The organism is Corynebacterium hesseae, from assembly GCF_037850265.1.
In the GTDB taxonomy this organism is placed as follows: Bacteria; Actinomycetota; Actinomycetes; order Mycobacteriales; family Mycobacteriaceae; genus Corynebacterium; species Corynebacterium hesseae.
The window spans coordinates 914,321-940,599 of the sequence record NZ_CP137211.1; the positions used below are offsets into that span (position 1 = coordinate 914,321).

25 protein-coding genes are annotated in these 26,279 nt (G+C 61.1%); 17 read left to right on the plus strand and 8 right to left on the minus strand.

The window, feature by feature from the left end; all coding sequences use genetic code 11:
* Positions 1-14: 14 nt before the first annotated feature.
* On the plus strand, positions 15-731 hold the full coding sequence (locus R3O64_RS04315; protein WP_339017366.1) for a GNAT family protein: 717 nt from the start codon (positions 15-17) through the stop codon (positions 729-731).
* A gap of 157 nt (positions 732-888) precedes the next feature.
* Positions 889-2,121: a gephyrin-like molybdotransferase receptor GlpR gene (gene glpR / locus R3O64_RS04320; protein ID WP_070520752.1), complete on the plus strand. Its 1,233-nt coding sequence runs from the start codon at positions 889-891 to the stop codon at positions 2,119-2,121.
* A 19-nt stretch (positions 2,122-2,140) separates the two neighbouring features.
* On the opposite strand, the gene R3O64_RS04325 is transcribed toward glpR, so the two are convergent.
* Positions 2,141-2,758: a DNA-3-methyladenine glycosylase I gene (locus R3O64_RS04325; RefSeq protein WP_083299262.1), complete on the minus strand. Its 618-nt coding sequence runs from the start codon at positions 2,756-2,758 to the stop codon at positions 2,141-2,143.
* A 41-nt stretch (positions 2,759-2,799) separates the two neighbouring features.
* Complete coding sequence (locus R3O64_RS04330; RefSeq protein ID WP_318278302.1) at positions 2,800-3,429, minus strand: methylated-DNA--[protein]-cysteine S-methyltransferase; 630 nt, start codon at positions 3,427-3,429, stop codon at positions 2,800-2,802.
* Between R3O64_RS04330 and R3O64_RS04335 the strand changes: the two genes are divergently transcribed.
* Both R3O64_RS04335 and R3O64_RS04340 read left to right on the plus strand, forming a co-directional pair.
* Positions 3,392-3,805 (plus strand): DoxX family protein, encoded by a 414-nt coding sequence (locus tag R3O64_RS04335; protein WP_070520761.1) that lies wholly within the window; start codon positions 3,392-3,394, stop codon positions 3,803-3,805. The two genes, R3O64_RS04330 and R3O64_RS04335, sit on opposite strands and share 38 nt — an antisense overlap.
* Positions 3,792-4,481: a zf-HC2 domain-containing protein gene (locus tag R3O64_RS04340; protein ID WP_070520764.1), complete on the plus strand. Its 690-nt coding sequence runs from the start codon at positions 3,792-3,794 to the stop codon at positions 4,479-4,481. The genes R3O64_RS04335 and R3O64_RS04340 overlap by 14 nt, the downstream gene beginning before the upstream one ends.
* On the opposite strand, the gene R3O64_RS04345 is transcribed toward R3O64_RS04340, so the two are convergent.
* Positions 4,478-6,091, minus strand: a complete 1,614-nt coding sequence (locus R3O64_RS04345) for a dolichyl-phosphate-mannose--protein mannosyltransferase (RefSeq protein WP_425248917.1) — start codon at positions 6,089-6,091, stop codon at positions 4,478-4,480. The genes R3O64_RS04340 and R3O64_RS04345 overlap by 4 nt on opposite strands.
* A 38-nt stretch (positions 6,092-6,129) precedes the next feature.
* Here R3O64_RS04345 and rsmI point away from each other — a divergent pair, with 38 nt between their 5' ends.
* The 6 genes from rsmI (at position 6,130) to R3O64_RS04375 (ending at position 12,903) form a co-directional block, all read left to right on the plus strand.
* Positions 6,130-6,978, plus strand: coding sequence for a 16S rRNA (cytidine(1402)-2'-O)-methyltransferase (rsmI, locus tag R3O64_RS04350; protein WP_070597491.1), 849 nt, complete (start codon positions 6,130-6,132; stop codon positions 6,976-6,978).
* Between the two features lie 296 nt (positions 6,979-7,274).
* A complete protein-coding gene (locus R3O64_RS04355) occupies positions 7,275-9,116 on the plus strand; it encodes a BCCT family transporter (RefSeq protein WP_070683862.1) in 1,842 nt (613 codons plus the stop codon).
* A gap of 78 nt (positions 9,117-9,194) precedes the next feature.
* Positions 9,195-11,027: a methionine--tRNA ligase gene (metG, locus tag R3O64_RS04360; RefSeq protein WP_339017368.1), complete on the plus strand. Its 1,833-nt coding sequence runs from the start codon at positions 9,195-9,197 to the stop codon at positions 11,025-11,027.
* A 5-nt stretch (positions 11,028-11,032) separates the two neighbouring features.
* Positions 11,033-12,226 (plus strand): MFS transporter, encoded by a 1,194-nt coding sequence (locus R3O64_RS04365; RefSeq protein ID WP_339017369.1) that lies wholly within the window; start codon positions 11,033-11,035, stop codon positions 12,224-12,226.
* A 100-nt stretch (positions 12,227-12,326) separates the two neighbouring features.
* The gene (locus R3O64_RS04370; RefSeq protein WP_070565735.1) at positions 12,327-12,608 is read left to right on the plus strand and encodes a type II toxin-antitoxin system RelE/ParE family toxin; all 282 of its coding nucleotides are present in this window, start codon (positions 12,327-12,329) and stop codon (positions 12,606-12,608) included.
* A gap of 34 nt (positions 12,609-12,642) precedes the next feature.
* Positions 12,643-12,903 carry a HigA family addiction module antitoxin gene (locus R3O64_RS04375; RefSeq protein ID WP_070520778.1) on the plus strand — a complete coding sequence of 87 codons (261 nt, stop codon included), beginning with the start codon at positions 12,643-12,645 and terminating at the stop codon, positions 12,901-12,903.
* A 183-nt stretch (positions 12,904-13,086) separates the two neighbouring features.
* On the opposite strand, the gene R3O64_RS04380 is transcribed toward R3O64_RS04375, so the two are convergent.
* On the minus strand, positions 13,087-13,590 hold the full coding sequence (locus tag R3O64_RS04380; protein ID WP_193629105.1) for a GNAT family N-acetyltransferase: 504 nt from the start codon (positions 13,588-13,590) through the stop codon (positions 13,087-13,089).
* An 8-nt stretch (positions 13,591-13,598) separates the two neighbouring features.
* Entirely contained in the window at positions 13,599-14,093 is a 495-nt protein-coding gene (locus R3O64_RS04385; RefSeq protein WP_250223674.1) for a GNAT family N-acetyltransferase, read from the minus strand.
* A 24-nt stretch (positions 14,094-14,117) separates the two neighbouring features.
* On the opposite strand from R3O64_RS04385, the gene R3O64_RS04390 reads away from it, so the two are divergent.
* The 4 genes from R3O64_RS04390 to R3O64_RS04405 all read left to right on the plus strand — a co-directional run bounded on the left by R3O64_RS04390 (position 14,118) and on the right by R3O64_RS04405 (position 18,148).
* Positions 14,118-14,942, plus strand: coding sequence for a TatD family hydrolase (locus R3O64_RS04390; protein ID WP_339017370.1), 825 nt, complete (start codon positions 14,118-14,120; stop codon positions 14,940-14,942).
* A 246-nt stretch (positions 14,943-15,188) separates the two neighbouring features.
* Entirely contained in the window at positions 15,189-16,337 is a 1,149-nt protein-coding gene (locus R3O64_RS04395; RefSeq protein WP_070531704.1) for a resuscitation-promoting factor, read from the plus strand.
* Positions 16,338-16,370: 33 nt separating this feature from the next.
* Positions 16,371-17,213 carry a 16S rRNA (adenine(1518)-N(6)/adenine(1519)-N(6))-dimethyltransferase RsmA gene (gene rsmA / locus R3O64_RS04400; protein ID WP_339017371.1) on the plus strand — a complete coding sequence of 281 codons (843 nt, stop codon included), beginning with the start codon at positions 16,371-16,373 and terminating at the stop codon, positions 17,211-17,213.
* Positions 17,210-18,148 carry a 4-(cytidine 5'-diphospho)-2-C-methyl-D-erythritol kinase gene (locus tag R3O64_RS04405; RefSeq protein ID WP_339017372.1) on the plus strand — a complete coding sequence of 313 codons (939 nt, stop codon included), beginning with the start codon at positions 17,210-17,212 and terminating at the stop codon, positions 18,146-18,148. The genes rsmA and R3O64_RS04405 overlap by 4 nt, the downstream gene beginning before the upstream one ends.
* A gap of 27 nt (positions 18,149-18,175) precedes the next feature.
* Here the strand turns inward: R3O64_RS04405 and R3O64_RS04410 are convergent, their stop codons facing one another.
* The gene (locus tag R3O64_RS04410; RefSeq protein ID WP_339017373.1) at positions 18,176-19,486 is read right to left on the minus strand and encodes a hypothetical protein; all 1,311 of its coding nucleotides are present in this window, start codon (positions 19,484-19,486) and stop codon (positions 18,176-18,178) included.
* A 91-nt stretch (positions 19,487-19,577) separates the two neighbouring features.
* Here R3O64_RS04410 and R3O64_RS04415 point away from each other — a divergent pair, with 91 nt between their 5' ends.
* Entirely contained in the window at positions 19,578-21,413 is a 1,836-nt protein-coding gene (locus R3O64_RS04415) for an ABC-F family ATP-binding cassette domain-containing protein (RefSeq protein WP_070531717.1), read from the plus strand.
* 36 nt (positions 21,414-21,449) lie between these two features.
* Here R3O64_RS04415 and R3O64_RS04420 read toward each other — a convergent pair whose 3' ends face one another.
* On the minus strand, positions 21,450-22,364 hold the full coding sequence (locus tag R3O64_RS04420; RefSeq protein WP_339017374.1) for an AEC family transporter: 915 nt from the start codon (positions 22,362-22,364) through the stop codon (positions 21,450-21,452).
* Positions 22,365-22,521: 157 nt separating this feature from the next.
* Here R3O64_RS04420 and R3O64_RS04425 point away from each other — a divergent pair, with 157 nt between their 5' ends.
* Together R3O64_RS04425 and R3O64_RS04430 are read left to right on the plus strand one after the other, a co-directional pair.
* On the plus strand, positions 22,522-23,112 hold the full coding sequence (locus R3O64_RS04425; protein WP_339017375.1) for a hypothetical protein: 591 nt from the start codon (positions 22,522-22,524) through the stop codon (positions 23,110-23,112).
* A 99-nt stretch (positions 23,113-23,211) separates the two neighbouring features.
* Positions 23,212-23,532, plus strand: a complete 321-nt coding sequence (locus R3O64_RS04430) for a putative quinol monooxygenase (protein ID WP_070563413.1) — start codon at positions 23,212-23,214, stop codon at positions 23,530-23,532.
* 69 nt (positions 23,533-23,601) lie between these two features.
* Here R3O64_RS04430 and R3O64_RS04435 read toward each other — a convergent pair whose 3' ends face one another.
* A complete protein-coding gene (locus R3O64_RS04435) occupies positions 23,602-26,169 on the minus strand; it encodes an acyltransferase family protein (protein WP_339017376.1) in 2,568 nt (855 codons plus the stop codon).
* Positions 26,170-26,279 lie beyond the last annotated feature (110 nt).

Genomic DNA, 26,279 nt, shown 5'->3' on the forward strand with positions numbered 1-26,279 from the left:
CAGCTACGCACGCCATGCTTGATCCTTTTGGTACTGCCGCAGGGAGGTTTTCCACCCCCGCCAGCGGTGAGGCTCACCCCGAGCATCCGGGGTGGCCTGAGGCGACCCCTGCGGTGCGGCTGCGAGGCTCCAGCGTTTTCCCGCACGGAGCGACGGTACGCCTGCGCCCGCTGTTGCGTCGGGATGGCGAGGCGTGGCGGCAGCAGCGCATAGCGGATCGGGATTTTCTTAAACCCGTGGAACCCACGCTGCCGACGTCGTGGGGTGCGGCGCATTCGCAGTCTGCGTGGTGGAATCACCTGATGTTTTTGCGTGATTCTGCCCGCGCTGGAACGGTGGTGCCGCTCGTCATTGACGTCGATGGGCAATTTCGAGGCCAATTAACCCTGGGAAATATTCAGCACGGAGGGGTCAGTGAATGCTGGATAGGCTATTGGGTCCATTCCGGGGTACACGGCGCCGGCGTGGCCACCGTTGCGTGCGCCCTCGGCGTGGACCACGCTTTTTACCGCGTGGGGCTGCATAGAGTCACCGCCACCTACCTGCCGGAGAACCCTGCTTCGGGCAAGGTGCTACACAACAATGGCTTTCGGGATGAGGGATTTCTGCGCCGCAACTTACACATTGACGGCGCATGGCGGGACCACCACTTCTTGGCGCTCAATCGTGAGGATTTTGCCTCGAGCGCGGTGGAGCGCCTGCACGCGGCGGGGCGGATCCTCGGTCTCTAGATCGCGCTTGGATTAGTTCAACTACCTCTATTTTCACTTAAGTAACAACCTTGTAATTTATGGGCTCGTTGATGCCCATGGAGCCGGTGTGGGCGGCTAGAGTAGGGGCCTAGTTATATTCCCTTTTCGTCGACCCCTGAAAGTGGGACACAGCCGCATGATGACTGCCGTGCCGATCATTCTCGTAATCGTGTTGTGGCTCTTCATCCTCGCCCCGTTGCTTTTGCGTTCGCAACGTCCGATGAGCCACACGGGTGAGGCCTTTGAAGAGACCCGCGTGCTCTTCGAAGGTGATTCCGGCTCTGTGCCGGGCCGTCGCAAGCCGCGCCTGGGCAAGGAAGATATCCGCCCGCGCGCCCAGGCAGGAACGGGGGCTGCAGCGGACGAAGCGGAGTACGAGCTGGTGGAGGCCGAAGGCGTAAGCGAGGATTCGCAGTCCTCCCGCGCTGAAACCGCTACCTCTGACCAAGCTACTTCGGACGTCGCGGAGACGATTGACGGCGAGGTTGTTGAGGAAGACGCCGTTGAAGAGGACTTCGAGCTCGAAGCGGAGCCCGCCCACGTCGCCGAGGCCGAGCAGGAAGCAGGACAGGACACCAAGGACGTTGAAGCAGATGCTGCTGAAGTGTTTACAGCCCCAGCAAATGCTGAGGTGGCGGAGGATGCTTATGACTTCGATGACGCCTACACTTCTCCGGTCGATTTGATGTACCCGGGTGCTATTGACGCTGTGGAGGAGGCGCCGACGACGCCCAACGCCGAGGATTCAGATGGGGCCGATGATGCTCCCGACGCGGAAGAATCCACGGCGGCGGAAATCGAGAGTGCTGATGCCGCGGAGCTGAACGCCGAGGACTCTGAGGCCGGCAGCAGCGATACCGAGCTGTCTGAGGACGAGCTCGCCTTCGCACAGCGCCGCCTTGGCCGCGGCGGATGGGATCCGGTGAAGGAGAAGGAAGCTTCTGCCACGCGTTACCAGCGCCGTCAGCGTACGCTTATCGGATTGGCGGTAGCAGTGGTAGCTACGGTATGCCTCGGCATCGTCGTGGGTGGATGGACGTGGTGGCTGGCGGCTATCGCTGGTGTTATGACCACGGTTTACCTGGTTGCGCTGCGCGCCCAGGTACGCCGTGAACGGGAGTTGTTGCGGCGCCGCATTTACCACCTACGCCGCGCCCGCCTGGGAGTGCGGAACGCGGAGAACCCCGCCGAGTCGCTTCCGCCGAAGCTGCGCCGCCCGGGCGCGCTCATCCTGGAAATCGATGATGAAAGCCCGGACTTTGACTACCTTCCGGTGTACTCGGAGGATGATTCCGACGGTGGGTTTGACGGTCCTCATCCCACCCCGCGTCAACGGCGTGATGATTTGGCGGAGCGTCGAGTTGGCTAAGCGCTGTGTTGGCTGAGCGCTAGGCCGGCCACACACCGGATGTACCGCGACGGTGCGAGCCCACGAGGTGGGCATCGACCATGCCGATGGCCTCCATGAGTGAGAAGCACGTTACTGGGCCGACAAACTTGAACCCGGCCTTCTTTAAAGCCTTGGACATGTCCAAGGCTTCTTGCGTGTATTTAGGGATGTCTTCTTCGCGCTCCGGTGCGATGGTCTCTTCCGGCAAGAAGCTCCAGATGAACTCATCGAGTCCGCCCTGCTCTCTTAAGGCCACCGTGGCCTTCGCGTTGGCGAGTACCGCATTGATCTTGAGGCGGTTCCGGATGATTCCAGGATTATTCATCAGGCGCTCCACTTCCTCCTCGCCGAAGCTTGCCAGAAGGTCAGCATCAAACCCCACGAAAGCGGCGCGGAAGGCTTCGCGTTTGCGCAGAACGATCTCCCAGCTCAGCCCAGCCTGGAAGCCCTCCAAACAGAGGCGCTCTAGCAGTGCGGATTCCTCATGGATGGGCATACCCCATTCGGTGTCGTAGTACTCCTTGAGGAGTGGGGAGGTCATTGCCCAAGCAGGGCGGCCGAGCCCCGCGGAGTCAAAAACAAGTCTCGTATCGTTTGCCATCTGTGTACTAGTCATGCCTTTTTAGACTGCAGAAGTTATTCATCGGTTCCCCAGGGCTACCCGTGGTTGCCAAGGGCTCTCTGCGGATTAGTGCCGCAGCACGCGGCCTCGTGGTCCAGAAGCATCTGCTTCGCGGCTGCGCCTCCGCGATAGGAACCCACACCGCCGCCAGCCGGTACGACGCGGTGACACGGCACCACAATAGGAAGCGGGTTGGTGGCACAGGCGCTCCCCGCGGCACGTGCGGCCTGCGCGCTACCGGCGGCGGTGGCAAGAGTCGAATAGGTCCAACGTTCCCCGAATGGGATATCGCGCAGAGCACGCTGCGCCCGATCCCGGAAGGTGCGCGGGGACTCAGGCACGGCGAGAAGCAGCTCAAAATCCCTCCGCGTGCCGGCAAAATACTCGGCAATTTGTTGAGAGGCGTCGACAAGCACCGCGCCCGCAGAGCCAGGTTCGGTGACATCCGTGAGGCGTTGCATGCTTCTAAGATCCGGAGATTCGCCGTCGAAATACACATGAGATAAACCTCGCGCAGATCCCACGAGGGTGAGGCAACCTAGAGGCGTGTTCGTAGTGGTCCACGTAAGCATGCTGGGTGGGGAGTCCTTTCGGAGGGAGGTGGCTATCCAGGGTAGTCTATGAACCATGAATAGACCCGCCGTACGCGATGCCGCGCTCCTCATCTTCCGCGCGGTGCTGGGAGTAATCTTCGTGGCGCACGGCGTGGACAAGATGTTCTTTAGCGGGATGGACGAAATTACCGGGCAGTTCTCCGCCATGGGGGTCCCACAGCCGCAGACCTCGGCATACTTGGCTGCCTTCGCGGAAATGCTGGGCGGGGCGGCCCTGGTGGTAGGCCTTCTCACGACCTTTGTTGCGGGGGCTTTAGCGCTGCTCATGGCGTGCGCATTGTATTTCGTGCACATCGGTAACGGTCTCTTCGCGGCCGATGGCGGCATCGAGTACCCGCTGGTTCTCATCGTGTCATTGCTCATGATCGTGGTCTTCGGTTCCGGCCGGGCGAGCGTGGATGGAGTGCTGAGCCGTGCTGACGCATGAGCAAGTGCAGGCAGCGATTTCCGCGCAGTTAGACGGGGAAGCCCCGCAGCTGTCGCCTGACGTCATCGAGGCACACGTTTCCAGCTGCCCAGACTGTGCGGCCTTCCGGGACAAGGCAGCGGCTCTATCCCGGTCGTTGAGCCTTGTGGAACCGGATGGAGCACCGCCGCAGGATCTATCCGAGGTAATCCTCGCTGGCGTGGAGCCAGAATGGCAGCGAGCTTCGAGCACCCGGCAGGCTTCGCTGTCGTTGGCGCGAGTAGCCCTCGGTGTGCTGTCCGTGGCATTTCTTGTGTGGGCGATTGTGGTCGTCGTCAGCGCTTCGGGTTTGACCACCCTGGAGAGCGAAGGGACCCTTGCAGAAGGCGCTGACCCGGAGCGCGCGCGCCTGTTGATCGAGGCCGCAGCACTGCGCTTCGGCCTTGCCAGCGGTTTGGGTTTTGCTGCATGGCGCCCTGCCTCAGCGCCCGGATTGCTGCCGGTGGCGTGCACAATGTTCGCGTTCCTGTGCGGCTTTACCATGCGCGATTTTGCCCTGGGTAGCGTCGCCGCGGGGCAGCTTTATATCCTCATCGGCACCGGGCTCGCCACCGCCTGCCTGGGCTGGGCTTGGGCGGCGGACCGGGGGTTCCTGCTGCGGGACGTTTATCGGACGCTATCTGCTAGCCCGCGTTAGGTCCACGACGGCAGCCACATGATGGAGTTGTACCAAGAATCCGGGATCATGTAGCCGTAGAGGATCGGGGAGAAGTAGGCAAACATCGCTACAACGAGTGCGGCGTAGCACACCGTGATGAAGGTGCCCAGCGGCATCGCGGAACCGAAGAGCCTTGCGAGCCAGTGCCATTCCAGTTTGCGGCCGCGCCCGATCATTTGGCCCAAGGCCAACGCGATGAGCACGATGATGAACGGGATAAACGCCGTGGCATAAAAGAAGTACATCTGGCGGTCGAAGACCGCTAGCCAGGGTAGGAAACCCGCCGCGGCGCCCACGAGCGGAATGAGGAAGGCGCGGTTGCGGCGCACGAGCAAGGACCACAGTCCCCACAGCACCGCTGGAATGACCAGCCACCAAATGGCCGGGGTGCCAAACAGGTACAGCATCTTGCGGCAGGATCCGCCGTCGCCACAGGAAATGTCAGTGGAGGAGTAGTAGAGGATGGGGCGCGCGGCCACCAGCCAGGCCCACGGCTTGGAATCCCAGGGGTGGCTGTGGCCGCCTGAAGTGGTCAAGGAGGCGTGGAATTCCAGCACGGAGGAGTGGTAGTAGAACCAGCCGGCGAGCGGCTCGGGGAGGTTGAGTAGCCAGGACCCTTCTTCGATAGTGCCGTCCACCTTGGCGTGGCGGTAGACGGCGGTTTCATCGGCGAACCAAGCGCGCCATGACCACGCGTAGAGCGCTACAGGAACCGCGACGATGGAGGCGAGGGCCGCGGGCGTATCGCGTACCAGCGTGCCCACGATGTAGCGGCGCACTCCATAAAGACGGCGCAGCGCGAGGTCCGAGAAGACGCTCATGAGGCCGAAGAACATGATGTAGTACAGGCCTGACCACTTCACAGAAAGTGTTAGCCCCAGGAAGACACCGGCCGCAAAGCGCCACCACCGGAAACCAAAACGAGGACCGAAGTCGGAATCACCCATGGTGCCCGAAAGGAAAGCGGCGTGGAGGCGCTCGCGCATCTGCTGGTGGTCGCGCGCCAAGGCCCACGCGGCGGCAACGACGAAGAAGACTTGGAAGATGTCCAGCATGCCAAACTTGGAGGCCACGAGAAGCACACCATCGCACACTGCGAGCAGACCAGCCAGGAATCCAACCTGCCATGAACCAGACAATCGGCGAGCCAGCGCCATTGTCAGCAGGACCGTGCCCACGCCAAAGAGCGCGGCCATGCAGCGCCATCCCAATGGGGTGTAGCCGAAGAGTGCCTCCGAAATCGCAACAATCTGCTTGGCCAGCGGCGGGTGGACGACAAGGCCATAGCCCGGATTGGACTCGATACCGCCGATGAAAAGGTTATGCCAGCTGGTAACCATGTCCCAGGCCTGCGGCACGTAGTGCTTCTCATCGAAGACGGGCGTGCCTTCGGAGACCGGGGAGGTCAGGCCAATGAAGCGCGTGAGGAAAGCCAGCGCCGCGATGATCGCGGTGCTGATCGTGTCAGCCGTTGTCCAGACATAGGGCCGGGGAGCAGGAGGCGCTGGCCGGGTATGGGCGCCGCGTGCAAGAGAAGGACGCGGGCGCTTGATGCGGCCAGATCGATCGGTAGGGGTTGCGATACTCACTCGGATGAGTCTAGCGTGCGTGTGCCATGCTGGGGAGTATGAGTCTTCAGCTTGAACCCTTGCCGCGTGGGGTCATCCTTGCCGCCACGCCGCTGGGAAACCCCGGTGACGCTTCAGCCCGCTTAATGCAAGCTTTGGGTCACGCAGATGTCATTGCCGCGGAAGATACCCGCCGCGTTCGCAATCTGGCCCAGGCATTAGGGGTGGAGATCCGCGGCAGGGTGGTGTCCAATTTCGACCACAACGAAGAGGAGCGTTCGCGCGCTCTCGTCGCCGCCGCCCGGACCGGGACAGTGCTCGTGGTGTCCGACGCCGGTATGCCCCTGGTGTCTGATCCTGGGCACTCCATCGTCACTGCAGCAGTGGAAGCAGACGTGCCCGTGACCTGCTTCCCAGGACCCTCGGCGGTGCCGACGGCTCTTGCGCTGTCTGGTTTGGGAGTGGGGCATTTTCTCTTCGATGCCTTCCCGCCGCGCAAGCCCGGGCCGCGCAAGGCGTGGCTGGAGTCCTTGGTGGGGGAGCAGCGCGCGATTGCGTTCTTCGAGTCCCCGCACCGTTTGGCGCAGACGCTTGGCGACGCCTCCGCGATCCTCGGCGCCGACCGTCGCGCCGCTGTGTGCCGGGAGCTGACGAAGACCTACGAGGAGATTAAGCGAGGCTGCCTAGGCGAGCTCGCGGAGTGGGCTGAAGAGAATGCGCGGGGCGAAATCACCGTAGTAATCGAGGGCGGTGAGGCCGCACCCGTGTCGATGGAGACCCTCGTTGAGCAGGTCCGGGCAGAAGTAGAGCGGGGTGTGCGTGCCAAGGATGCGTGCAAGAAGGCGGCGGCGGGAACGGCATGGTCCAACCGTGAGCTCTATGACGCTTACCTTGCTGCGCGCGGCTGAGCACCACCTCAGGTTTCTGGTGATGACCGTCTCTTTTCGGGCAATCGTTATGGCATCGTTATTCGCAGAAAGGTTGAGGGAGCCTGGGCGGTAGCTGGAGACAGAGCCGGATTGTATGGACACGCTGCACAGTTGGCATACAGGATGGTGCTGAAGGGTGTGCACTGTGTGGGGAAGTACATGGAGGAAATTGCCCGCCTTCCGAGCACTGTGGCTGTGAAATAGGCCCGCTGTGCAGCTTTTTTATGAGCGCTATGGTTTGACTAGTTGATGGGACAGCACCATGGTTTGAAGGTATGACAGACTCGACCAATACAGACAATGTGAAGGACACGGGGGTGTCTTCGGCCGCCTCCCAAGAACAAAGCTCGCCGGCCGCGTCGGATGATTACCGCACTGTCGACGAGCGCCTAGAGGCGACGTCAGCTACGAGCCAGCTTCAGGACATGCTCACCAATAAGGAGTTTGATCCTTCGGCTGCAGCTTTGCCCGTAGAAGCAGAAGAGGACGACAAATTTGGGCCCGGTGGCATCGACTCACCGATTGATTGGAGCATCGTCGGTATCGCGGGCCTCCTCATCGCTGCCTTCGTGGCATGGGGACTGGTCGCGCCGGAGAGCTTCGGTTCATTCTCCAGCAACGCTCTCAACTTTGTGGTGACAAACTTTGGCTGGGCTTATGTGCTCTTCGGCACCATCTTCGTTATTTTTGTCATCTGCATCGCGGCCTCTAAGTTCGGCACCATTCGTTTGGGCAAGATCAACGAAGAGCCGGAATTCTCCACGGTCTCGTGGATTGCGATGATGTTCGCGGCTGGCATGGGCATCGGCCTGATGTTCTACGGTGCTTCCGAGCCGCTCAACTATTTTAAGAACGGAGTTCCCGGACATGGTGAGCACGAGGTAGGAACCTCAATGGCTACGGCCATGTTCCACTGGACTCTGCACCCGTGGGCGGTTTATGCCGTCGTTGGCCTCGCCATCGCTTACTCCACCTTCCGTATCGGCCGTAAGCAGCTGTTGAGCCAGGCCTTTGTGCCGCTCATCGGCCAGCGTGCTGCCGACGGCGCCGTGGGCAAGATCATTGATATCTTGGCCATCTTTGCCACTGTCTTCGGCACTGCTTGCTCGTTGGGTCTAGGCGCTATGCAGATCCAGGCGGGCCTGGAAGCGTCCGGAATTATTGAGAACCCCACGCAAAGCGTCGTGATTGGCATCGTTGTGGTACTGACCTTGGCCTTTATCTTGTCTGCCATGTCTGGTGTGGGCAAAGGCATTCAGTACCTCTCTAACGCCAACATGGTCCTGGCAGCTCTGCTGGCCATCTTCGTGTTCATCTTTGGCCCGACGGTGTCGATTCTGAACCAGATTCCGGGCTCCATCGGTAACTACCTGGCGAACTTCACCGAGATGATCGCTCGTACCGCTGAGTCAGACAATGGAACCGCTGGCGAATGGTTGTCGACGTGGACAATCTTCTACTGGGCTTGGTGGGTTTCCTGGTCGCCGTTTGTTGGCATGTTCCTTGCGCGCATTTCCCGCGGCCGTTCTGTCCGCGAATTCTGCATTGGTGTGCTCTTGGTTCCAGCGGGCGTCTCCACCGTATGGTTCGCCATCTTCGGTGGTACGGCTATCCACATGGAGCAAAACGGCAACTCCATCTCTGGCGACTCTGCTGAGCAAGAACTGTTCAACCTCCTGCAGAACCTGCCTGGTGGCTTCGTTGCGGGCATCGTTGCCGCCCTGCTGCTGGCCACGTTCTTCATCACGTCGGCCGACTCGGCGTCGACAGTCATGGGCTCGATGTCTCAGTCTGGCGCCACCACCGCCAAGCCGTGGCTATCCGCGGCATGGGGTGTGCTCACTGCAGCCGTCGGCCTGACCCTGCTGCTGTCGAGCGAGGACTCCCTGTCGAACCTGCAGAACGTCACCATCGTGGCAGCACTGCCATTCCTCTTCATCCTTGTCGGGCTCATGTTCGCTATCTTCAAGGACTTGCGCAATGACGTGATTTACCGCGAGTACCGCGAATCCCAGGCCTTCCAGCGCAAGATGGCACGTGAGCGTCGCCTGCACCGCGAATTCCAGCGCGAACAGGCCTTCAAGGCCCGCCGTCGCCAGCACAGCCACAAGAACTAGTTCTGGCGCGCGAGCTTTTCTCCTCTGCACCCCCCTCACTGCATTGCCGGTGAGGGGGTGTTCGATAGAGTAGAGGCCATGACTGAGACAGTTGTCGTTAATGTTGCTTGGCCCTATGCCAACGGACCCCGCCACATCGGACACGTGGCGGGCTTCGGTGTTCCTTCCGACGTGTTCGCCCGTTTCCAGCGAATGCGTGGCAACGACGTCCTCATGGTTTCTGGTACCGATGAACACGGCACCCCGCTGCTGGTTCAGGCGGACAAGGAAGGCGTGACGGTGCGTGAGTTGGCGGATCGCTACAACCGCCAGATCGTCACCGACCTGGCTGGGCTCGGCCTGTCTTATGACCTCTTTACCCGCACCACCACCCGCAACCACTACGCGGTGGTGCAGGAGCTGTTCAAGGGTCTCTACGAGAACGGCTACATGATTAAGGAGACCACCCAGGGCGCGATCTCGCCGTCCACTGGCCGCACTTTGCCGGACCGTTATATTGAGGGCACCTGCCCGCTGTGTGGCGCCGATGGCGCGCGCGGTGACCAGTGCGATAACTGCGGTAACCAGCTCGATCCGGTGGACCTGATTAACCCAGTATCTAAGATCAACGGCGAGACTCCGGAGTTTATTGACACCGAACACTTCCTGTTGGATCTGCCTGCGGTCAAGGAGGTCCTCGAAGAGTGGTTGAAGACTCGTGAGGATTGGCGCCCCAATGTTCTCAAGTTCTCCCTCAACCTGCTGGAGGACATGCGCCCGCGCACCATGACCCGAGACATCGACTGGGGAATTCCCATTCCAGTCGAGGGCTGGGAGGACAATGGTGCGAAGAAGCTCTATGTGTGGTTCGACGCGGTCATTGGTTACCTGTCTTCTTCCATCGAGTGGGCACACCGCACCGGCAACCCGGACGTGTGGAAGGATTACTGGCAGAACCCGCAGGCGCGCCACTACTACTTCCAGGGCAAGGACAACATCACCTTCCACTCCCAGATCTGGCCGGCTGAGCTCTTGGGCTATGCGGGTAAGGGCTCCAAGGGCGGTGAGCTGCACACCTATGGTGAGCTCAACCTGCCGACGGAAATCGTGTCTTCGGAGTACCTGACCATGTCCGGGTCCAAGTTCTCCTCTTCCAAGGGCGTCGTTATCTACGTCAAGGACTTCCTTGAGGAGTTCGGTCCTGACGCGCTGCGCTACTTCATTGCCGTTGCCGGTCCGGAAAACAACGACACCGACTTCACCTGGGATGAGTTCGTGCGCCGCATTAACAACGAGCTCGCCAACGGCTGGGGCAACCTGGTTAACCGCACCGTGTCGATGGCTCACAAGAACTTCGGTGAGGTGCCGGCACCGGCCGCGCTGGAGCAGGCAGATGAGGATATCCTGTCGCTGGCGGAGGAAACCTTTGCCACCGCCGCGGGCTTCCTCGAGCAGTCCAAGTTTAAGCAAGCCATGACCGCCATCATGCACGTCGTGGGTGAGGCCAATGCCTACATCGCTGCTATGGAGCCGTGGAAGCTGGCCAAGGATGAGACCCAACGTGAGCGCCTGGCCACGGTGTTGTGGACCGCGCTGCAGGTGGTCTCCGATTGCAACGTGATGCTGACCCCGTTCCTGCCGTTTACCGCCCAAAAGGTGCACGAGACCCTGGGCCGCGAGGGGGTGTGGGCCGCACAGCCGCGCATCGAGGAAGTGGCGGATGACATGCCGGTTGAACTCGTTGGTGTTAACCTTCCGCCGGAGAATCACCTGTACCCGATCATCACGGGTGACTACTCCGCGCAGCAGGCCGTGTGGAAGCGATTCGACATAACCCCGGGGACCGCGCTGCAGAAGCCGAAGCCGCTGGTGGCTAAGCTTGACCCAGAGCTCGGTGAGACCGGCCCTGAGTGGGCCCCGGTTCAGAAGTAGAAGGGGTGGGTTTGGCGTTTCGGCGCACACTTGCGCCTGTCCTACTCTTCACAGTTGTTTGCCTGACCGCGCTGAACCTGCGCTCCGGTATTGCTTCGGTGGCACCGGTGCTGGGGCAGATCCAAGACTTCTTTGGAATCAGCTCTGGGCAGGCAGGCTTGTTGACCGCGCTGCCGGGGCTGTGTTTTGCCGCCATGGGGTTGGCGGCGGTTCCCATTGCGCGCCGCGTGGGCCTAAGCCGAACCCTAGCCGGCGGCACGGTGGCCTTGGTTGTGGGGCTCGGCCTGCGTCCATGGGTCAGTAGCTTTCCGCTTTTCGTCGCGCTTACCCTGTGCGTTGTTGCCGGCATCGCGCTGGCAAATGTGCTGCTTCCTGCATGGATCAAGCAACATGGATCGGGCCGCACGTTGGTGGCGCTGATGACCACCTACACCACGATGTTGGGCGTTTCCAGCGCCCTCGGCCCATTGTCCGCGGTGACACAAAAATCGTGGCAAGGTGCGTTGTGGATTTGGTGCCTGCCCGCCATCGCCCAGCTGGTGGCGTGGATAGTGGTCCTACCTAAGACCGGTAAGGACGTCGCCCACGGCACGGTTGATGGCGCGGACGCACAACGCCCCATGTTCACCTCACCCACTGCGGTGGCCATGCTCTTTTTCTTCGGTGTGCAATCCACCATGGCCTATGTACAGATGGGGTGGCTGCCGCGCATGCTGGTAGAAAAAGGCGTGAGTGAGAACACCGCCAGCGTGGCGCTCGCTGTCATCGGAGTCTTCAATATTCTCGGTGGCGTAGTCATGCCGTGGCTCATCTCGCGTCTTAACCGCCTTACTCCCGTTCCCGTGGTGCTTTCTTTGTGCACGTGTGCCGGGTGGGGTGGAGTGCTGGTGGCTGCCGACGCTGCCCCCTTGGTCTGGGCCTCGTTGATGGGGATCGGCGGTATGTGCTTCCCATTGGCGCTTGCTCTGCTCACTGCCCGCACGCGCACCGCGCTCACTACGGCGCGGCTCTCCGGCTTCGTTCAGCCGGGCGGCTACGTCTTGGCGGGCCTCGTACCGCTGTCCGTGGGAGTGGTGCGCGGGGCCACCGGGGATTGGACCGCTGTGCTCATTGGTCTCATGGTGCTCTGTTTCTGCATGCTGGTCGCGGGTCTGCGTGCGACCACTCGGGTCTACATTGACGACGAGCTCGCTGCCTAGCAGGTCCTCGCCAGTTGCGGTAGCTTTTGTGTTACAGCGTTAGTTAGAGTTAACGTCTCGCGTTATTGACGCGTCGCGTTATGGGGGGTATGGTGCGTTTATGATTCAGTCGTTCGCGGATAGGGCCACTGAGCGTCTATGGAATCGAGAGAGGGTGCTCTCGATTGATTCACGTATTCACTCGGTAGCTCTTCGCAAGCTGAGGCAATTGGGCTACGTTCAGAGGCTCGATGAGCTTCGGATTCCTCCAGGAAATAGGCTCGAAGCTTTGAAGGGCGATCGGCGGGGTCAATATAGTATTCGTATCAATGACCAATGGCGGATCTGCTTCCGGTGGACCGCTTTAGGGCCAGAGGAGGTTGAGATCGTTGACTACCACTAACAAGCTCCCCCCAGTACACCCAGGTGAAATCCTTATGGAGGACTTTCTCAAGGACATGGGGATTACCCAACACAAACTCGCTGTTTCGATAGGGGTCCCGCCTCGACGTATTAACGAAATCGTCCACGGAAAGCGGGCTATTACCGCCGATACGGCTCTTCGTTTGGCTAAATATTTTGGAATGTCCCCACAGTTCTGGCTGGGGCTGCAGACTCACTACGACTTGGATGTTGCGGAAGACAAAATTCTTGCTGAGTTGGACGATATTGTGCCGCTTCAGGCAGCGTCGGCTTAACTTGTGCGCTGGGAGTGACTGAGCAGCACAGTGTGAGTCTCTTGGGTTGAAACTGCCGTTGTTGCCAAAGTTTCCCGCTTCGCCTCAGGATCTGGCTTGATCTTTGGCAACAATGGCAGTGCCGTCACTGAGGTGGGGCGTAGGGCAGTGCCGTCACTGGGGTGGGGCGGCAATCAAGCCGCTTTAGGAGCGGTCGAAGTCGCGCTGCAGGTGCACCAGCCCTAGCCGCACGCCGTCCTTGGTGTGGATATTGGGCATGCGGCCGGTCTCCACGAAGCCGAACTTCTTGTGCAGGGCGATGGAGGACTCGTTGGTGTCCACGATGTAGGTGATCATCGTCTCCACGTAGTCATTTTCCTTTGCGTGATCCATGAGCGTGTCCATGAGCTCGCTGCCCACGCCCTTGCCGCGCGCTGATTCCGCGATGTAAATGGAGTCCTCTGCCGTGCCGTAGTAGATGGCTGGGGTGACGAATTGGAAGTAGGCGGCCCAACCAACAATTTCGTCGTCGTCCACGGCGACATAGACCGGATAGTTGTCCTTTTCCATCTGTGCCAGCCACTTCTCGCGGTCCTCTACGGACTCCTGCCATGTGACGAGGTTGGCGGCCGGTTTCGCGGCGGAGGCGGAGTTGTAGATGGCGGCGATTGCGGAGGCGTCGGCAAGCTCTGCGGGACGGACGTGCATGATGTTCCTTAAACCATGAGTTGCAAGTGGGTGAGGTCTATCCAGCGCCCAGCTTTGCGGCTGACTTCTTTTAACGTTCCTACAGTGGCAAAGCCGAACTTTTCATGCAACTTGATGGATGCGGCGTTGTCCGCCACGATGAGTGCCAGCAGCGTATGGACCTGTTCGGCTGCGCGGGCATGCTGAACGACTGCATCAAGCAAGCGCGTGCCTACCCCGCGGCCGTGGGCGGTGGGATCAACGTAGATCGTCGTCTCGTAGCAGCCCAGCCACACTTTCGGATCGCGGTAGGGGCGGTAGAGTGCCCAGCCTAGATACGTGCCGTCATCGTCGAATGCAATGAAACAGGGGCAATTGTCGCGACCTAATTGGTGCAGGTAATCGGTGCGTTCCTCCACGGTGGCGGGTTCGCTGCGAAAGATGAAGTGGGTCTCCCGGATGGCCCAATTCAGCGTGGCGGTCATCGCGGGGACGTCGGCGTCCGTCGCTTCACGGATAATCATGCGGGCAAGACTACACTCGCAGCCATGTCTAAGAAGAAGCCACGCCCCACGCCCGTTCCCGCCGAAGGTTTGAGCCAGCTTATCGACGCCCACACGCACCTCGCCTCCTGCCGCGACGCTGATGTCGAGCTCGTTGAGCGTGCTCGTGCTGCTGGTGTTGAGCGCATCGTTACCGTGGGTGATGGCTTGGCTGAGGCGGAGAAGGCTTTGGCGGCGGCGCAGGAATTCGACAACGTGTATGCCGCGTGCGCCATTCACCCCACTAAGGCGGCTGAACTTGATGAGGCTGCTCGTTTGCGCTTGAGCAAGATGGCTGCGGATCCGCGTTGCGTGGCCATCGGGGAGACAGGCCTGGATACCTACTGGATTCACCACGAGCCGGAAACCACCGCGCCCCTTGAAGTGCAGGAAGAGGCTCTTCGTTGGCACGCGGAATTGGCGGCCAAGGTGGGAAAGACGCTGATGATCCACAACCGTGAGGCCGATGAGGATCTCATGCGTGTGTTGGGGGACTGCCCAGAGCCGCCGACGGTGATGCTGCACTGCTTTTCCTCGCCGCTCGCCGTGGCCAAAGAAGCCCTTGAGCGCGGCTATGTTCTGTCTTTCGCCGGCAACGTTACTTTCAAGCGTAATGAGGAGATGCGCCAGGCCGCTGCCATTGCCCCAGCTGGGCAACTGCTGATTGAAACGGATGCGCCGTACATGACGCCGGAGCCTTTCCGGGGTGCGCGTAATGAGCCCTCCTTGATTGGGCACACGTACCGTTGCGTGGCGCAGGCGCGTGGTCAAGAAGTGGAAGACCTCGCGGCGGAGGTGGCCACGACCTTCGCGCGGGTCTTTGGCGTGTGAGGATTTTCACTTTATCTAAAGGTGCTGCTCAGTGGTGGCGCACGTGTTTGTTGTGACGAGTGTGCTGCTAGTGGCCGCGGCGCGTGAATGCATTTCGTAAGTTACGTTCTGTTACCGTATTGTTATTCAAAGTTAGTCCGGTATTGATGTCGCCGGCAGGCGCGCGTGGGGCGCGCCGAGACAGGTGTTCAGAATGCGGGTTCCTGCATTGTGAACACGAAGCATCGTGAAGACGAGTAAAGGTTTATGTCCCCGAAGAAGCAGATCAAGCGAATCAACAATTCCCGCTCTTTGCCGCTGCGCATGGCTACCGGTGGTGTGCTTGGCACCCTAGCCGTGGGCGGCGTCGTTGCCGTCAGCACGCAGAAGGACATCACACTTGACGTGAACGGCGAGACCACTCAGCTGGCCACCTTCGCCGGTGATGTCAACGCTGCCCTCGAGGCTGCCGGAGTCAACGTTGAGGGAGAAGACGTTGTCTACCCGGCCCTGTCGGAGCAGGTCGCTGACGGTGACTCGATCACCGTTCGCACTGCCAAGCCTGTCGCGGTTACCATCGATGGCGTCGAAAAGCAGCTCTCTTCCACCGATCTCACGGTGTCTGACCTGCTGGGCGGCCTCGATGGAATCGCCCCGGGTGCTGCCATCACTTCCGGTTCCAAGACCGTGGAGGAGGATGAAACGGTGACTGAGGGAATGAACCTTGAAGTGGTGTCCCCGAAGATCGTTAAGCTTACTGACGGCGGTTCCGTTTCCTATGCCAGCGTTGCGGCCAAGACTGTGGGGGACGTGCTCGAGGCTCGTGGAATCACGGTGGGCAAGGATGACCGCGTATCCCCAGCTCTGGATACGCCGGTGAAGGCCGGTACTGCCATTACCGTGGACCGCGTCGAGATCTCCGAAGAGGAAAAGACGGAGGACTTTGACGCGCCGGCTAATTATGTCGATGACCCAGAGCTCGAGGAAGGCACTGAGGAAGTCCGCGAGGAGGGAACCCCCGGTTCGCGCGCCGTGACCCGCAAGATTGTCAAGGTCAACGGCAAGGAAGAATCCAACGAGATTATCAAGGAAGACGTGCGCAGGGAGGCCGTTGCCGCCGTGATTGCGCGCGGAACCAAGCCGAAGTCCACCGCGCCGGCCGTTGCGGATGGCTCCGTGTGGGATTCCATCGCACAGTGTGAGGCAACCGGAAACTGGGCAATCAACACAGGCAATGGTTTCTCCGGTGGCCTGCAGTTCACCCCGTCGACCTGGGCTGCTTTTGGTGGCACCGAGTATGCCCCGGAGGCATGGCAGGCTTCTCGCGAGCAGCAGATCGCTGTGGCAGAGAAGGTTCAAGCCGCGCAGGGCTGGGGTGCATGGCCTGCGTGTACCGCCAAGCTCGGCCTGCGCTAAGGCTTACGAGCCACGCGTATTAATCTGAGTGGTATGACTCAACCCCATCTGCTGGGCCCAGTGGAGATCCGCGAACTCGCCGCTGAGCTTGACGTGACGCCGACGAAGAAGCTGGGCCAGAACTTTCTGCATGACCCGAACACTATCCGCCGCATCGTCGCTGCTGCCGATTTGTCCCCAGAGGACCGCGTGGTGGAGGTGGGCCCCGGGCTGGGCTCGCTGACCCTGGGTCTGTTGGGGGAAGTTGCGCACGTAACAGCCGTGGAAATTGACCCGCGTCTGGCTGGCAAACTGCCGGATACCGTGGCCGCGCGGGCAGCCGACTTTGCGGATCGCCTTTCCGTAGTGGAGAAGGATGCGCTCACCGTTGAAGCAGGTGAGTTGGGGGAACCCACCGCCTTGGTGGCCAACCTGCCCTATAACGTCGCGGTACCGGTGTTGCTCCACCTGCTGGAGGTCTACCCATCCATTCGCCGTGTCCTAGTCATGGTGCAGCTGGAGGTGGCTGAGCGCCTTGCCGCCGCGCCGGGCAACAAGGTCTATGGCATTCCTAGCGTGAAGGCATCCTTCTATGGCCCGGTTAAGCAAGCCGGGACAATCGGCAAGAACGTGTTCTGGCCGGCGCCGAAGATTGAGTCGGGCCTAGTGCGCATCGACTGCACCCGCCCCTTCGATGAGGCGCTGCGCCCGCGGCTTTTTGCGCTGATTGACGCCTCCTTTGCCCAACGCCGCAAGACCCTCCGCGCCGCCTTGGCGGGCTTTTATGGCTCCGCCGCGGCAGCCGAGGAAGCGCTGCGCGCGGCGAATATCGATCCGCGCCTGCGCGGCGAGAAGCTAGGCGTGGAGGATTTCGTTAGGTTGGCGGAAGCCTCATGAGCAAGACGGTAAACGAGTCTCCGCAGCTCTGGCAGGCGCGTGCCCACGCTAAGGTTAACCTGCACCTGGGTGTGGGCGAGGCCCGCGCGGATGGTTTCCACGAGCTGGCCACCGTGTTCCAATCCCTCGATGTACACGACCGCGTGAGCTACCGCTGGGGCGAGGGCTGCGCCGTGGAGGTCACGGGTAACCACGCGACAGGCGTGCCGGCATCGACCGAGAACCTGGCATGGCGCGCGGTGGAGCTGGTGGCGCAAAACCTCATGCTGCCGGCAGCTGGCACGCTGACGATGGAGAAGAACATCCCCGCTGCCGGCGGGATGGCCGGCGGGTCTGCCGATGCCGCCGCGGCTCTGCTTTTGGCCAATCACGCGCTGAGCGCTGAGTTTGGTCGTGAGCCTCTCAGCATGGAAAAGCTCTACGAACTAGCCGCGGAACTCGGCTCCGATGTGCCTTTTACCCTCATGGGCGGCACGGCTTTGGGACGCGGCCGCGGTGAGCTTCTGACCCCGATGCTGGCGCGTGGGCGCTATATCTGGGCGATCATCACCAATACTGAGGGCTTGTCTACGCCGTCGGTATTCCGCAAGCTGGATGAGTTGCGGGGTGCCGGACGCGGAAGTACCCCGCACCTCGATACTGAAGCCGTGGGCCAAGCCCTCGTGGGTGGCAACCCCCGTGAGCTCGCTGCAGTGATGCACAATGACCTCCAGCCAGCAGCGCTCTCGCTGCGCCCGGACTTGCGCAAGATTCTGGATACTGGTGAGGCCGCCGGCGCCCTCAAGGGAATTGTTTCCGGTTCCGGGCCCACCTGCGCCTTCCTCTGCGAAGACGAGGAGACCGCGCAGGAGGTGGTGGCCCAGGTGTGTGCCGATAACCGCGGGACCCGCGGATTGGTGACCTATGGGCCGGCTACCGGTGCAACGCTGGTCTAGCACCAGCAGGGTGAATGGTGGAGGCCCTTAGAGGACGGCCATCTCTACTGGCTTGACATCGAGCTTGTAGCGCTGTGGTTCTTGGTCGCCGAGGAGGTCAAGAACGACCAGTCCCTGCTTGTTTGCGTCGGTGACGTAGGCATAGCCGTTGGCTGCCTTCAGGATTGGCCCTGGCTGCTGCCACTCCTCGTTTTCCTTCCACGGGGAGATGGCGTCAATCTTTTTCGTTATCTCGCCGGAATCCGGATCGATGATGTTGAGCTTGCCGTCGGTCGTGAGCACCAGTGCCTCGCCCAAGGGCCCGCGGGCCAGGGAACGGAACCAGTAGGACTCGCCGAGCTCGACCTTCGTGGCGGAGTAGTCCTCCGTATTGATGAGGGTCACTGAGGTGGGGCGCTCGAAGTCGGCATCCTTGTCGGTCTTGTTATCCGCCAGGATGACGTTGGATTCCTCTGAGCCCGCGGAGTTGCCGGAGCGCTGGTAGCCGTCTTTGCCTGCGTAGGCGGAAGCGTCGATCTTGTGGAATTTAGTTCCGTCGAAGACGACGGGGCCGTCCTCGCATCCGAAGAAGAGGGAGCCGTTGCCAGCGGCAGCTTCGCCGTGAACACCAGGACACTCGGTGGTTTCCGCAAGGACCTTGCCAGACTTATCCACATGCTGGATGGTGTGGCGCTCATCTTCGGTGCCCTTCGTGGTGACCACGGAGCCGTCTTTCAGCGGAACCGCGACGCCGTGGTGCGCAGCACCTGTCTCGACGGTGTTGACCGGCTGGGCGTCTTCCTTGCCGAAGTCCTCGGTCTTGTAGATCTTTGCTACACCATCTCCGTCGGAGAAGAGCGCGGTAAAACCATCGTGGTGAACCACGTGGCCGGCGTGAGGTGCGTCGATGGAAGCGTCGTCAAGCTGCGGCTGAGCCGCGTAGTAGTGCTTGTGATCTCCGTGTGGCTTGGTGATGCGCCCGGTGTCGTAGGTGAGGAAGCTATCGCCTTTGGTCACCATGATGTGGCGGTTATCGCCGGCATCGCTAAGCCGGAGAAATGCTTTCAGTTCTTCGTTGTCGATGACCTCACCGGTCTCTCCATCGAGCGTGGTGAGGCCGTCCTTGTGGGAGATGAGGACACGGGGAGGAAGCTCTGCCACCTCGGTTTCGCCAGCAGAGGCTTCGAAGCCGTCATGGCTGTGCTCTCCGTCATGGCCTTCGCCGTGTTCGGCATGCGCGTGGGAGGCTGCAGCGCTGGAGGGCGATGAAGCTTCGTTGCTTTCGGGGGAGGAACAGGAGGTCAGTGTGATGATGCTTGCGGAAAGTGCGGCGCACAGGATGAGGCGTTCTCTTTTCATGGTGTTGCAGAGTATTGGAAGTGAAAATCAATAGCAATAAAGGTAATGGTGCGGGGGTAACCGTGTTGAAGCACTAAGATGAACTCTCGATATGGCGAACCTCATTAACCTCGAAAATGTAACCAAGTCCTTCGGGCTCAAGACCCTGCTGAACGGGGTCTCCCTCGGCGTTCAAACCGGTGATCGCATCGGCATCGTCGGTGTCAACGGCGGCGGCAAGACCACGCTGCTGGAGGTCCTCACCGGCATTGAGCCGCCGGACGCGGGCCGCGTATCCCACAACTCGGATTTGCGCATGGCGGTGGTAACCCAGCGCTTCGAGCTGGAGGAGTCCCTCACCATCGCCCAGGTCATCATTGAGCCGCTCGGGCTGGAAACCTTCGAGTGGGCATCCAACGCGAAGGTGCGCGATGTTCTCGGTGGCCTCGGCATCGTTGACCTGGGGCTGGACACTCCCGTTGGTTCACTTTCCGGTGGTGAGCGCCGTCGCGTCAACCTTGCCGCCGCACTCGTTCAAGACCTCGACATCGTGGTCCTTGATGAGCCGACCAACCACCTCGACGTCGAGGGCGTGCAATGGCTGGCCAGCCACCTGCTTTCGCGCAAACTGGCGGTGGTCGTTGTCACGCACGACCGTTGGTTCCTCGACACCGTCGCCACCACGACTTGGGAGGTGCACGATGGCGTAGTCGATGCCTACGAGGGCGGCTATAACGACTGGACTTTTGCCCGCGCTGAGCGCGCCCGCCAGGCTGATGCCATCGAGCAGCGCCGCCAGAATCTGGCGCGCAAAGAGCTGGCGTGGCTGCGCCGCGGGGCGCCTGCCCGTACCTCAAAGCCGCGCTACCGCATTGAGGCGGCTGAGGCACTCATCGCGGATGTTCCAGCGCCGCGCGACAAGGTTGAGCTCATGGCCTTCTCTAAGCAGCGCCAGGGGCGGGTCGTTATCGAGCTTGAGGATGCAAAGGTTACGACACCCGATGGGCGCACGCTGGTGGATCACCTCACCTGGCGGCTGGCGCCGGGCGAGCGCATCGGCCTCGTCGGCGTTAATGGTTCCGGTAAGACCACGCTGCTGCGCGCCCTTGCCGGTGAAGTCGAGCTTGCCGCTGGCAAACGCATCGAGGGCAAGACCGTGCGCCTGGGCTGGCTGCGCCAGGAGCTCGATGACCTGGATCCACAGCGCCGGCTTCTCGACGCTGTCGAAGACGTCGCCACCTACGTCCACCTGGGCAAGAAAGAACTTTCTGCCTCCCAGCTGGCCGAGCGCCTGGGCTTTTCTGCCAAGCGCCAGCGCACACCCGTCGGTGACCTATCGGGCGGTGAGCGCCGCCGTTTGCAGCTGACCCGAGTGCTCATGGCGGAGCCAAACGTGCTGCTTCTCGACGAGCCCACGAACGACCTCGACATCGATACCCTCCAAGAACTTGAATCCTTGCTGGACTCGTGGCCGGGAACCTTGGTGGTCATTTCTCACGACCGCTACCTCATTGAGCGCATCGCGGACAACACCTATGCGCTGTTTGGGGATGGCAAGCTCACCAACCTGCCGGGCGGAATCGAGGAGTACTTGCGCCGCCGCCAGGAGATGGAAGCCGCCACCGCCGGTGGTGTGCTCGACTTGGGCGAGGCCTCGAAGAACGCCGATGGTCAGCGTACGGAAACCGCCCCGGTAAAACGGCTGAGTTCCCAAGAGGAGCGCGAGCTGACCAAGAAGATGAACGCGCTGGAGCGCAAGATGGGCAAGCTCGACGACAAGACGGCGAAGCTGAATGAAAAGATGGCGCAGGCCGCGGAGAAGATGTCTTCCGGAGAGGGAGACAGCGGCGAGCTGGCCAAGCTCGACGCCGACCTCAAAGCGGTAGCCGCCGAGCGCGAGGAGCTAGAGATGGAATGGCTGGAGCTGGGGGAGAAGCTGGAAGGCTAGTGTTCGACGGCTAGTGCTCGCCAGCGAAGGCCAGTCTTACCCGAAGAGTGCTGCGATGGCGAGCATGGCCGGCAAGGAGAGAAAAGTGGTGAGGAAGACCGTATCGCGTGCCACCGTCTCTCCCGATTGGTAGGTCGCGGCGTAGTTATAAACGTTCTGCGCGGTCGGAAGCGCAGACAAGATGAGTGCCGCGTATAGCTCCTTGCCGCTCAGGCCCAAGGCTAGGCCCGTCGCCAAGGCGATGGCTGGCATGGCTACGAGCTTGAGCACGGTGGCGGTAATGGTTGGTAGGCGGTCGCTAGCCAGCAACCCGTCTCCGGTGAGGGAAGCGCCGAAACTCATCAGGATCATCGGGATGGAGGCCCCGCCGAGGATCTCGAGGGGAGCCATGATGACTTCGGGTACCTTCCAACCAGCCGCAGAAACGATGAAACCGGCGATGGCCGCGATGACGACTGGCGCGGTCAGCCCGGAGACCACGGAGCTGCTGATCGAACGCAAGCTTGTCCCCTGTGCATTGAGGCCGGCGATGATGAAGGGGGAGAGCACTGCCATCTGGAGCACGAGTGCTGGCACCACAAAGGTGGCATCACCGATGACATAGGTGGCGATGGGCAGCCCGATGTTGACGGAGTTGTAATAGCTGGCCGCGGCCGCTCCGGCCATCGTCTCTGCCCCGCTCCGCCGGAAGAACAGCGCGCTGAGCACCGCATACAGGGCCATCGTGGCGACCGAGGCAATCGCGATGACAGCCACAACCGGAGACATGAAGGCAGAGGTATCCGAGGTGGCCACGCTGGAGAAGATGAGCGCCGGAGTCGCAGCCCAGAACGCTGTGCGGTTGAACTGCAGGCGCGCCTCACCGTGGCCGATAACACCCCGGTGACCCAGAAAGAACCCCACACCGATAACCACAAAAATGATGGCAAATCCGGTTAAGACATCCAGCACCAGTGATCAACCTCTCGAAGAATCCTAAAAGCAAGTCTCCGGTCATTCTTCCACGCCGGTCCTTTCCACCGGCAGCTGATAACAAAGTGATATCGAAAATGCCGTATGACCGGGAAGTCTTTTTCAAGGAGGGCGGACTTATGGCACGGTGGTAGTTATGAATTCTTTGCGTCGTGTTTCCCGCCTGTCCGCTACCTCCGCCGTGGCAGTATCCCTCACCGCCCTTCTTTCGGTCTCCGCGGCCCAGGCCGCCCCGGCTAACCCATCGTCCGCACAGCCCCAGGAACTGAACCAGCTGTCTTCCCAGGCTATGGAGCAGGTTAACTCCTTTGAAGTCGAGCTTCCTGCGCAGGCTTATGACCTGGCTAAGCAGTACAACGTCCAGCTGCCGGACTTCATCAAGAAGCCGACCCCGGCGGTGGCCGATGAGCTCGTTGGCGCAACCCATGCCCACCTGATTAAGCAGGGCCACCACGAAGATGCCAACGCCAAGAACATTGCCCAGGAGTGGGCAAACCAGGCTGCGGCCGGCAAGGTTACCTTCCAGGACAATGCAGGCGATGGCCTGACTCATTTGGAAGAGGGCAGCGGTAACATTTACAAGCTCACGGAGCAGGAAGCTAAGGATCGCGTGAACTGGCTCAACCGCGATGTTCCTGTGACCAAGACTGACGGCACCGGCTTCGGCGTTGCGCAGGCCTTCGACGGAACCTACGTCTACGTTGCGGAGTACTTCTTCAACAAGTAGACCTTCACGCGGCCGGTGATAAGCCGCTTTTACAAAAGGCCCTGCCGCTACAGGCAGGGCCTTCTGCATGTTTTCGCGGAGAAGGTTACAGTGGGGCCCATGATTTTGATCAACGTACAGTTCCACGTCAAGCCCGAGTACGCCGATACCTTCCTGGAAGAGATCGACTGGTACACCAAGGCCTGCCAGGCAGAGCCCGGCTGCATCGACTTCAAGTGGTTCCGTGATCCGGAAGACAAGCAGCGCTTCCTGCTCCTCGAGTCTTATAAGGACGGCACTGATGTCGACCACGTCAGCACCGAGCACTTCAAGCGCTCGTGCGAGGAGCTGCCGAAGTACCTGGTAGAGACCCCGGACATCATCAATACTTCCATTCCTGGTAAGACAGCATGGGATAAGATGGCTGAATTCTCGGTCTAAACCCCACGCGTTTACAAAAGCCGCCCGGCAGAAGCCGGGCGGCTTTTAGCGATCATCAGGGGCTTTTAGCTAGCGGGAGCAGACGGTGGTGAGGTTCTTCTCCTCGTTGGCGTATTGCTCCACGGCGTCGTACAGCGCATCCGCGTAAAGATGTGCGCCTTCGGGGAGCGGGTGGACGCCGTCGTCGTAAAGCATGGCAGGGTTCTCCTGAGCCATGCCGCACCAGTCTGCGATGTAGACGTTGTCGTGAGCAGTCGCGGCGTCAATAATCTCGGCGCGTGCCTGTCCCATCCAATCGCGCTCGCCGTAGGGCAAGACGAGCACCAGCGTGCGCTCGGGGCCGACGATGTCGATGAGCTCGTCCATCTGGCCCTCAAACGTAGCCCCGTTGGTTCCCAAACCCACAAACACGGTGGAGCGCAACTGCCCGGAATCCTTCTGCGCCTTGATGACAGGAAGGGCTGCCGAATAGTGGCGGGAAATAGTGGCGTCGATGCTAATGCCCGGGAAACGCTCATTGAGAGCCTCGGAGGCAGCGAGCATGACGGAATCACCGATAGCACTAATCTCGTTTCCAGTGGGAAGCGCACGCTTTTCCTTCGGCTTCGTGGTCTCGGAAGGCTTTGCGGGGGCAGACGATGACTGTGCCGGGGCAGAATTCTCCGCCTGTTCGTTGGACAGCGCCATGCGTTCGAGCTCGCGCTCCAGTTCGCTCTTATCCTCCGAAGTCACCAGCGCGTAGCCCACGCCCAGTACGGAAAGAACAACGAGGACGGGAACGGCAGGCCACATGGCCTTGCCAAAACCATCTTTGACCTCTTGCGCGCTGGGGCGTGCAGCCCAGTAGGCGTGCCACGTAGGGCGGAATCCGGCGCAGCGGAAGGGGTTTTCTACAAACTGGTAGGTCACCTCAGCCAGCACGCAGCTCAGCGGAAGCGAAAGGAGGCCTAGGAGCCAGGAGGGGGCGTCGGACAGCGCGTGGACAATCATTACCACTGGCCAGTGCCAGAGGTAGAGGGAGAAGGAGCGCTGGCCCAGCCACCGCATCACACGGGTGCGGAAGATCCACGTGAGGGGACCAGATTCGCGCACCACTGCCCAAATCATTGCCGCGCCGAGCACGCTGGTAAGGACGAGGCCGCCGCGGTAGGTGAAATCCCGATCCGCGCCCATCCATACCAATTGCGCGAGGTAGCCAACTAATGCGAAGGAACCAACGGTTCCGGCGAGAATGCCCTTGTTTGTGGCCGGCCAAGAATCCGCGTCCATGTCCTTGTCGGTGGAGGTCATGAGGAGGGACAGCATCGCGCCGATGAGGAGACCGAACGCGTGGGTATCGGTGCCGTAGTACACACGCGTGGGATCCTCGCCCGGGCTATAGAGCAGTGCCATGGCGACGGCCGAGGCACATGCGAGGATGAGCGATACGGCGATGGGCAGGCGCTTGGGCTTGCGGCGGGAAATGGCAAAGACGCCAAGCATCAACAGCGGCCAGATCAGGTAGAACTGTTCCTCGACAGCCAAGGACCAATAGTGGGCGAAAACTTGTACTTCATTAGGCGCAAAATAGGTTTGGCTCGTGGCGATTTGGGTCCAGTTGTTGACAAAGAAGAACGTGCCCAAGAATTGTTCGCGGATGCCAACGGCCAGGTCCCCACCAATGAGCGACACTATCGCTGTGCATATGGACAGGACTATGAGTGCGGCCGGGAGGATTCGCCGGAAGCGGCGGAGCCAAAAGCCTTTGAGGCTGATGCGTCCAGTGACGTTGAACTCGCGAACAAGCAGCGAGGTGATGAGGAACCCGGAAAGGACAAAGAACATGTCCACACCGAGGTAGCCGCCGGGGAGAATATCCCCGAAGAAGTGGTAGATCACCACGGCGAGAACCGCTAGACCGCGCAGACCATCCAGGCCCGGCACTTGGCGCAGGCGGGCGCGCGCACGCCGCTTTGAGCCAGCGGGGGCAGTGGGGGCAGTGGGGCTAGAGGCGGCTGCGTTGCGGGTGGACGCAGAAGCAGCTGCTGGAGCTGCGGCAGCTGTGCCCGTCGCGACGGTTGCGGTTGCAGGGGCGGCTGCAGCGGCGGCAGTGGGGGAAGCCTGTGCTACTCGCCGCTTTTCTGATCGGCGTTTTTCCTGCTTGGCGCTTAACGCCCCGACGGATTGCGAGCGGCGGGCCAGAGCACGCGAAATCTCGTTCTCGGTGCCGGTTGAAGCCTTCTTCTCAGGCTGCTTGGAATCCCCAGTTTCTTTGCTCTTCTGAGGCGTTGTGGTTTCCCGGGGCTTTGCGGCCGCCTCGGTCTTTGTCTCCTCGTTGGCCTTTGCAGTCGCCGGGGCTTTCTTGGGTTTCTGGGCCGACGTGGCCTTTTCGGCTCCTTCTTGCCGTTTGGGGTGTGCTGGAGCCGGGGAAGGAGACTGTGCTTTGTCGCCGTGTGCAGGTGGCTGCTTCGCAGCGGGCTGAGTTTGTGATGGCTTGGTTGTTGAAGCCTTGTCGGCGCTGGGCGTTGCAGGTGCTTGGCGTCGTTGGGCGGGAGCCTGTGGGTTCGGGTGCCGTGGAATGGTCCGACGTGGGCCGCGCCGACCGGCCGAAGCTACTTCGGCTTCCTCACGGGCCTTAACTAGTTTGGCCTTTTTCACCGCCGAGGCTTTGGGAAGTGCATCCGGAGTCAGATCTAGAGTGAAGTCTTCAGCCGAACGCGGGCGTACGCGGCCAGGCCGAGCGGCAGGACGCTGGACATTACGGGGCC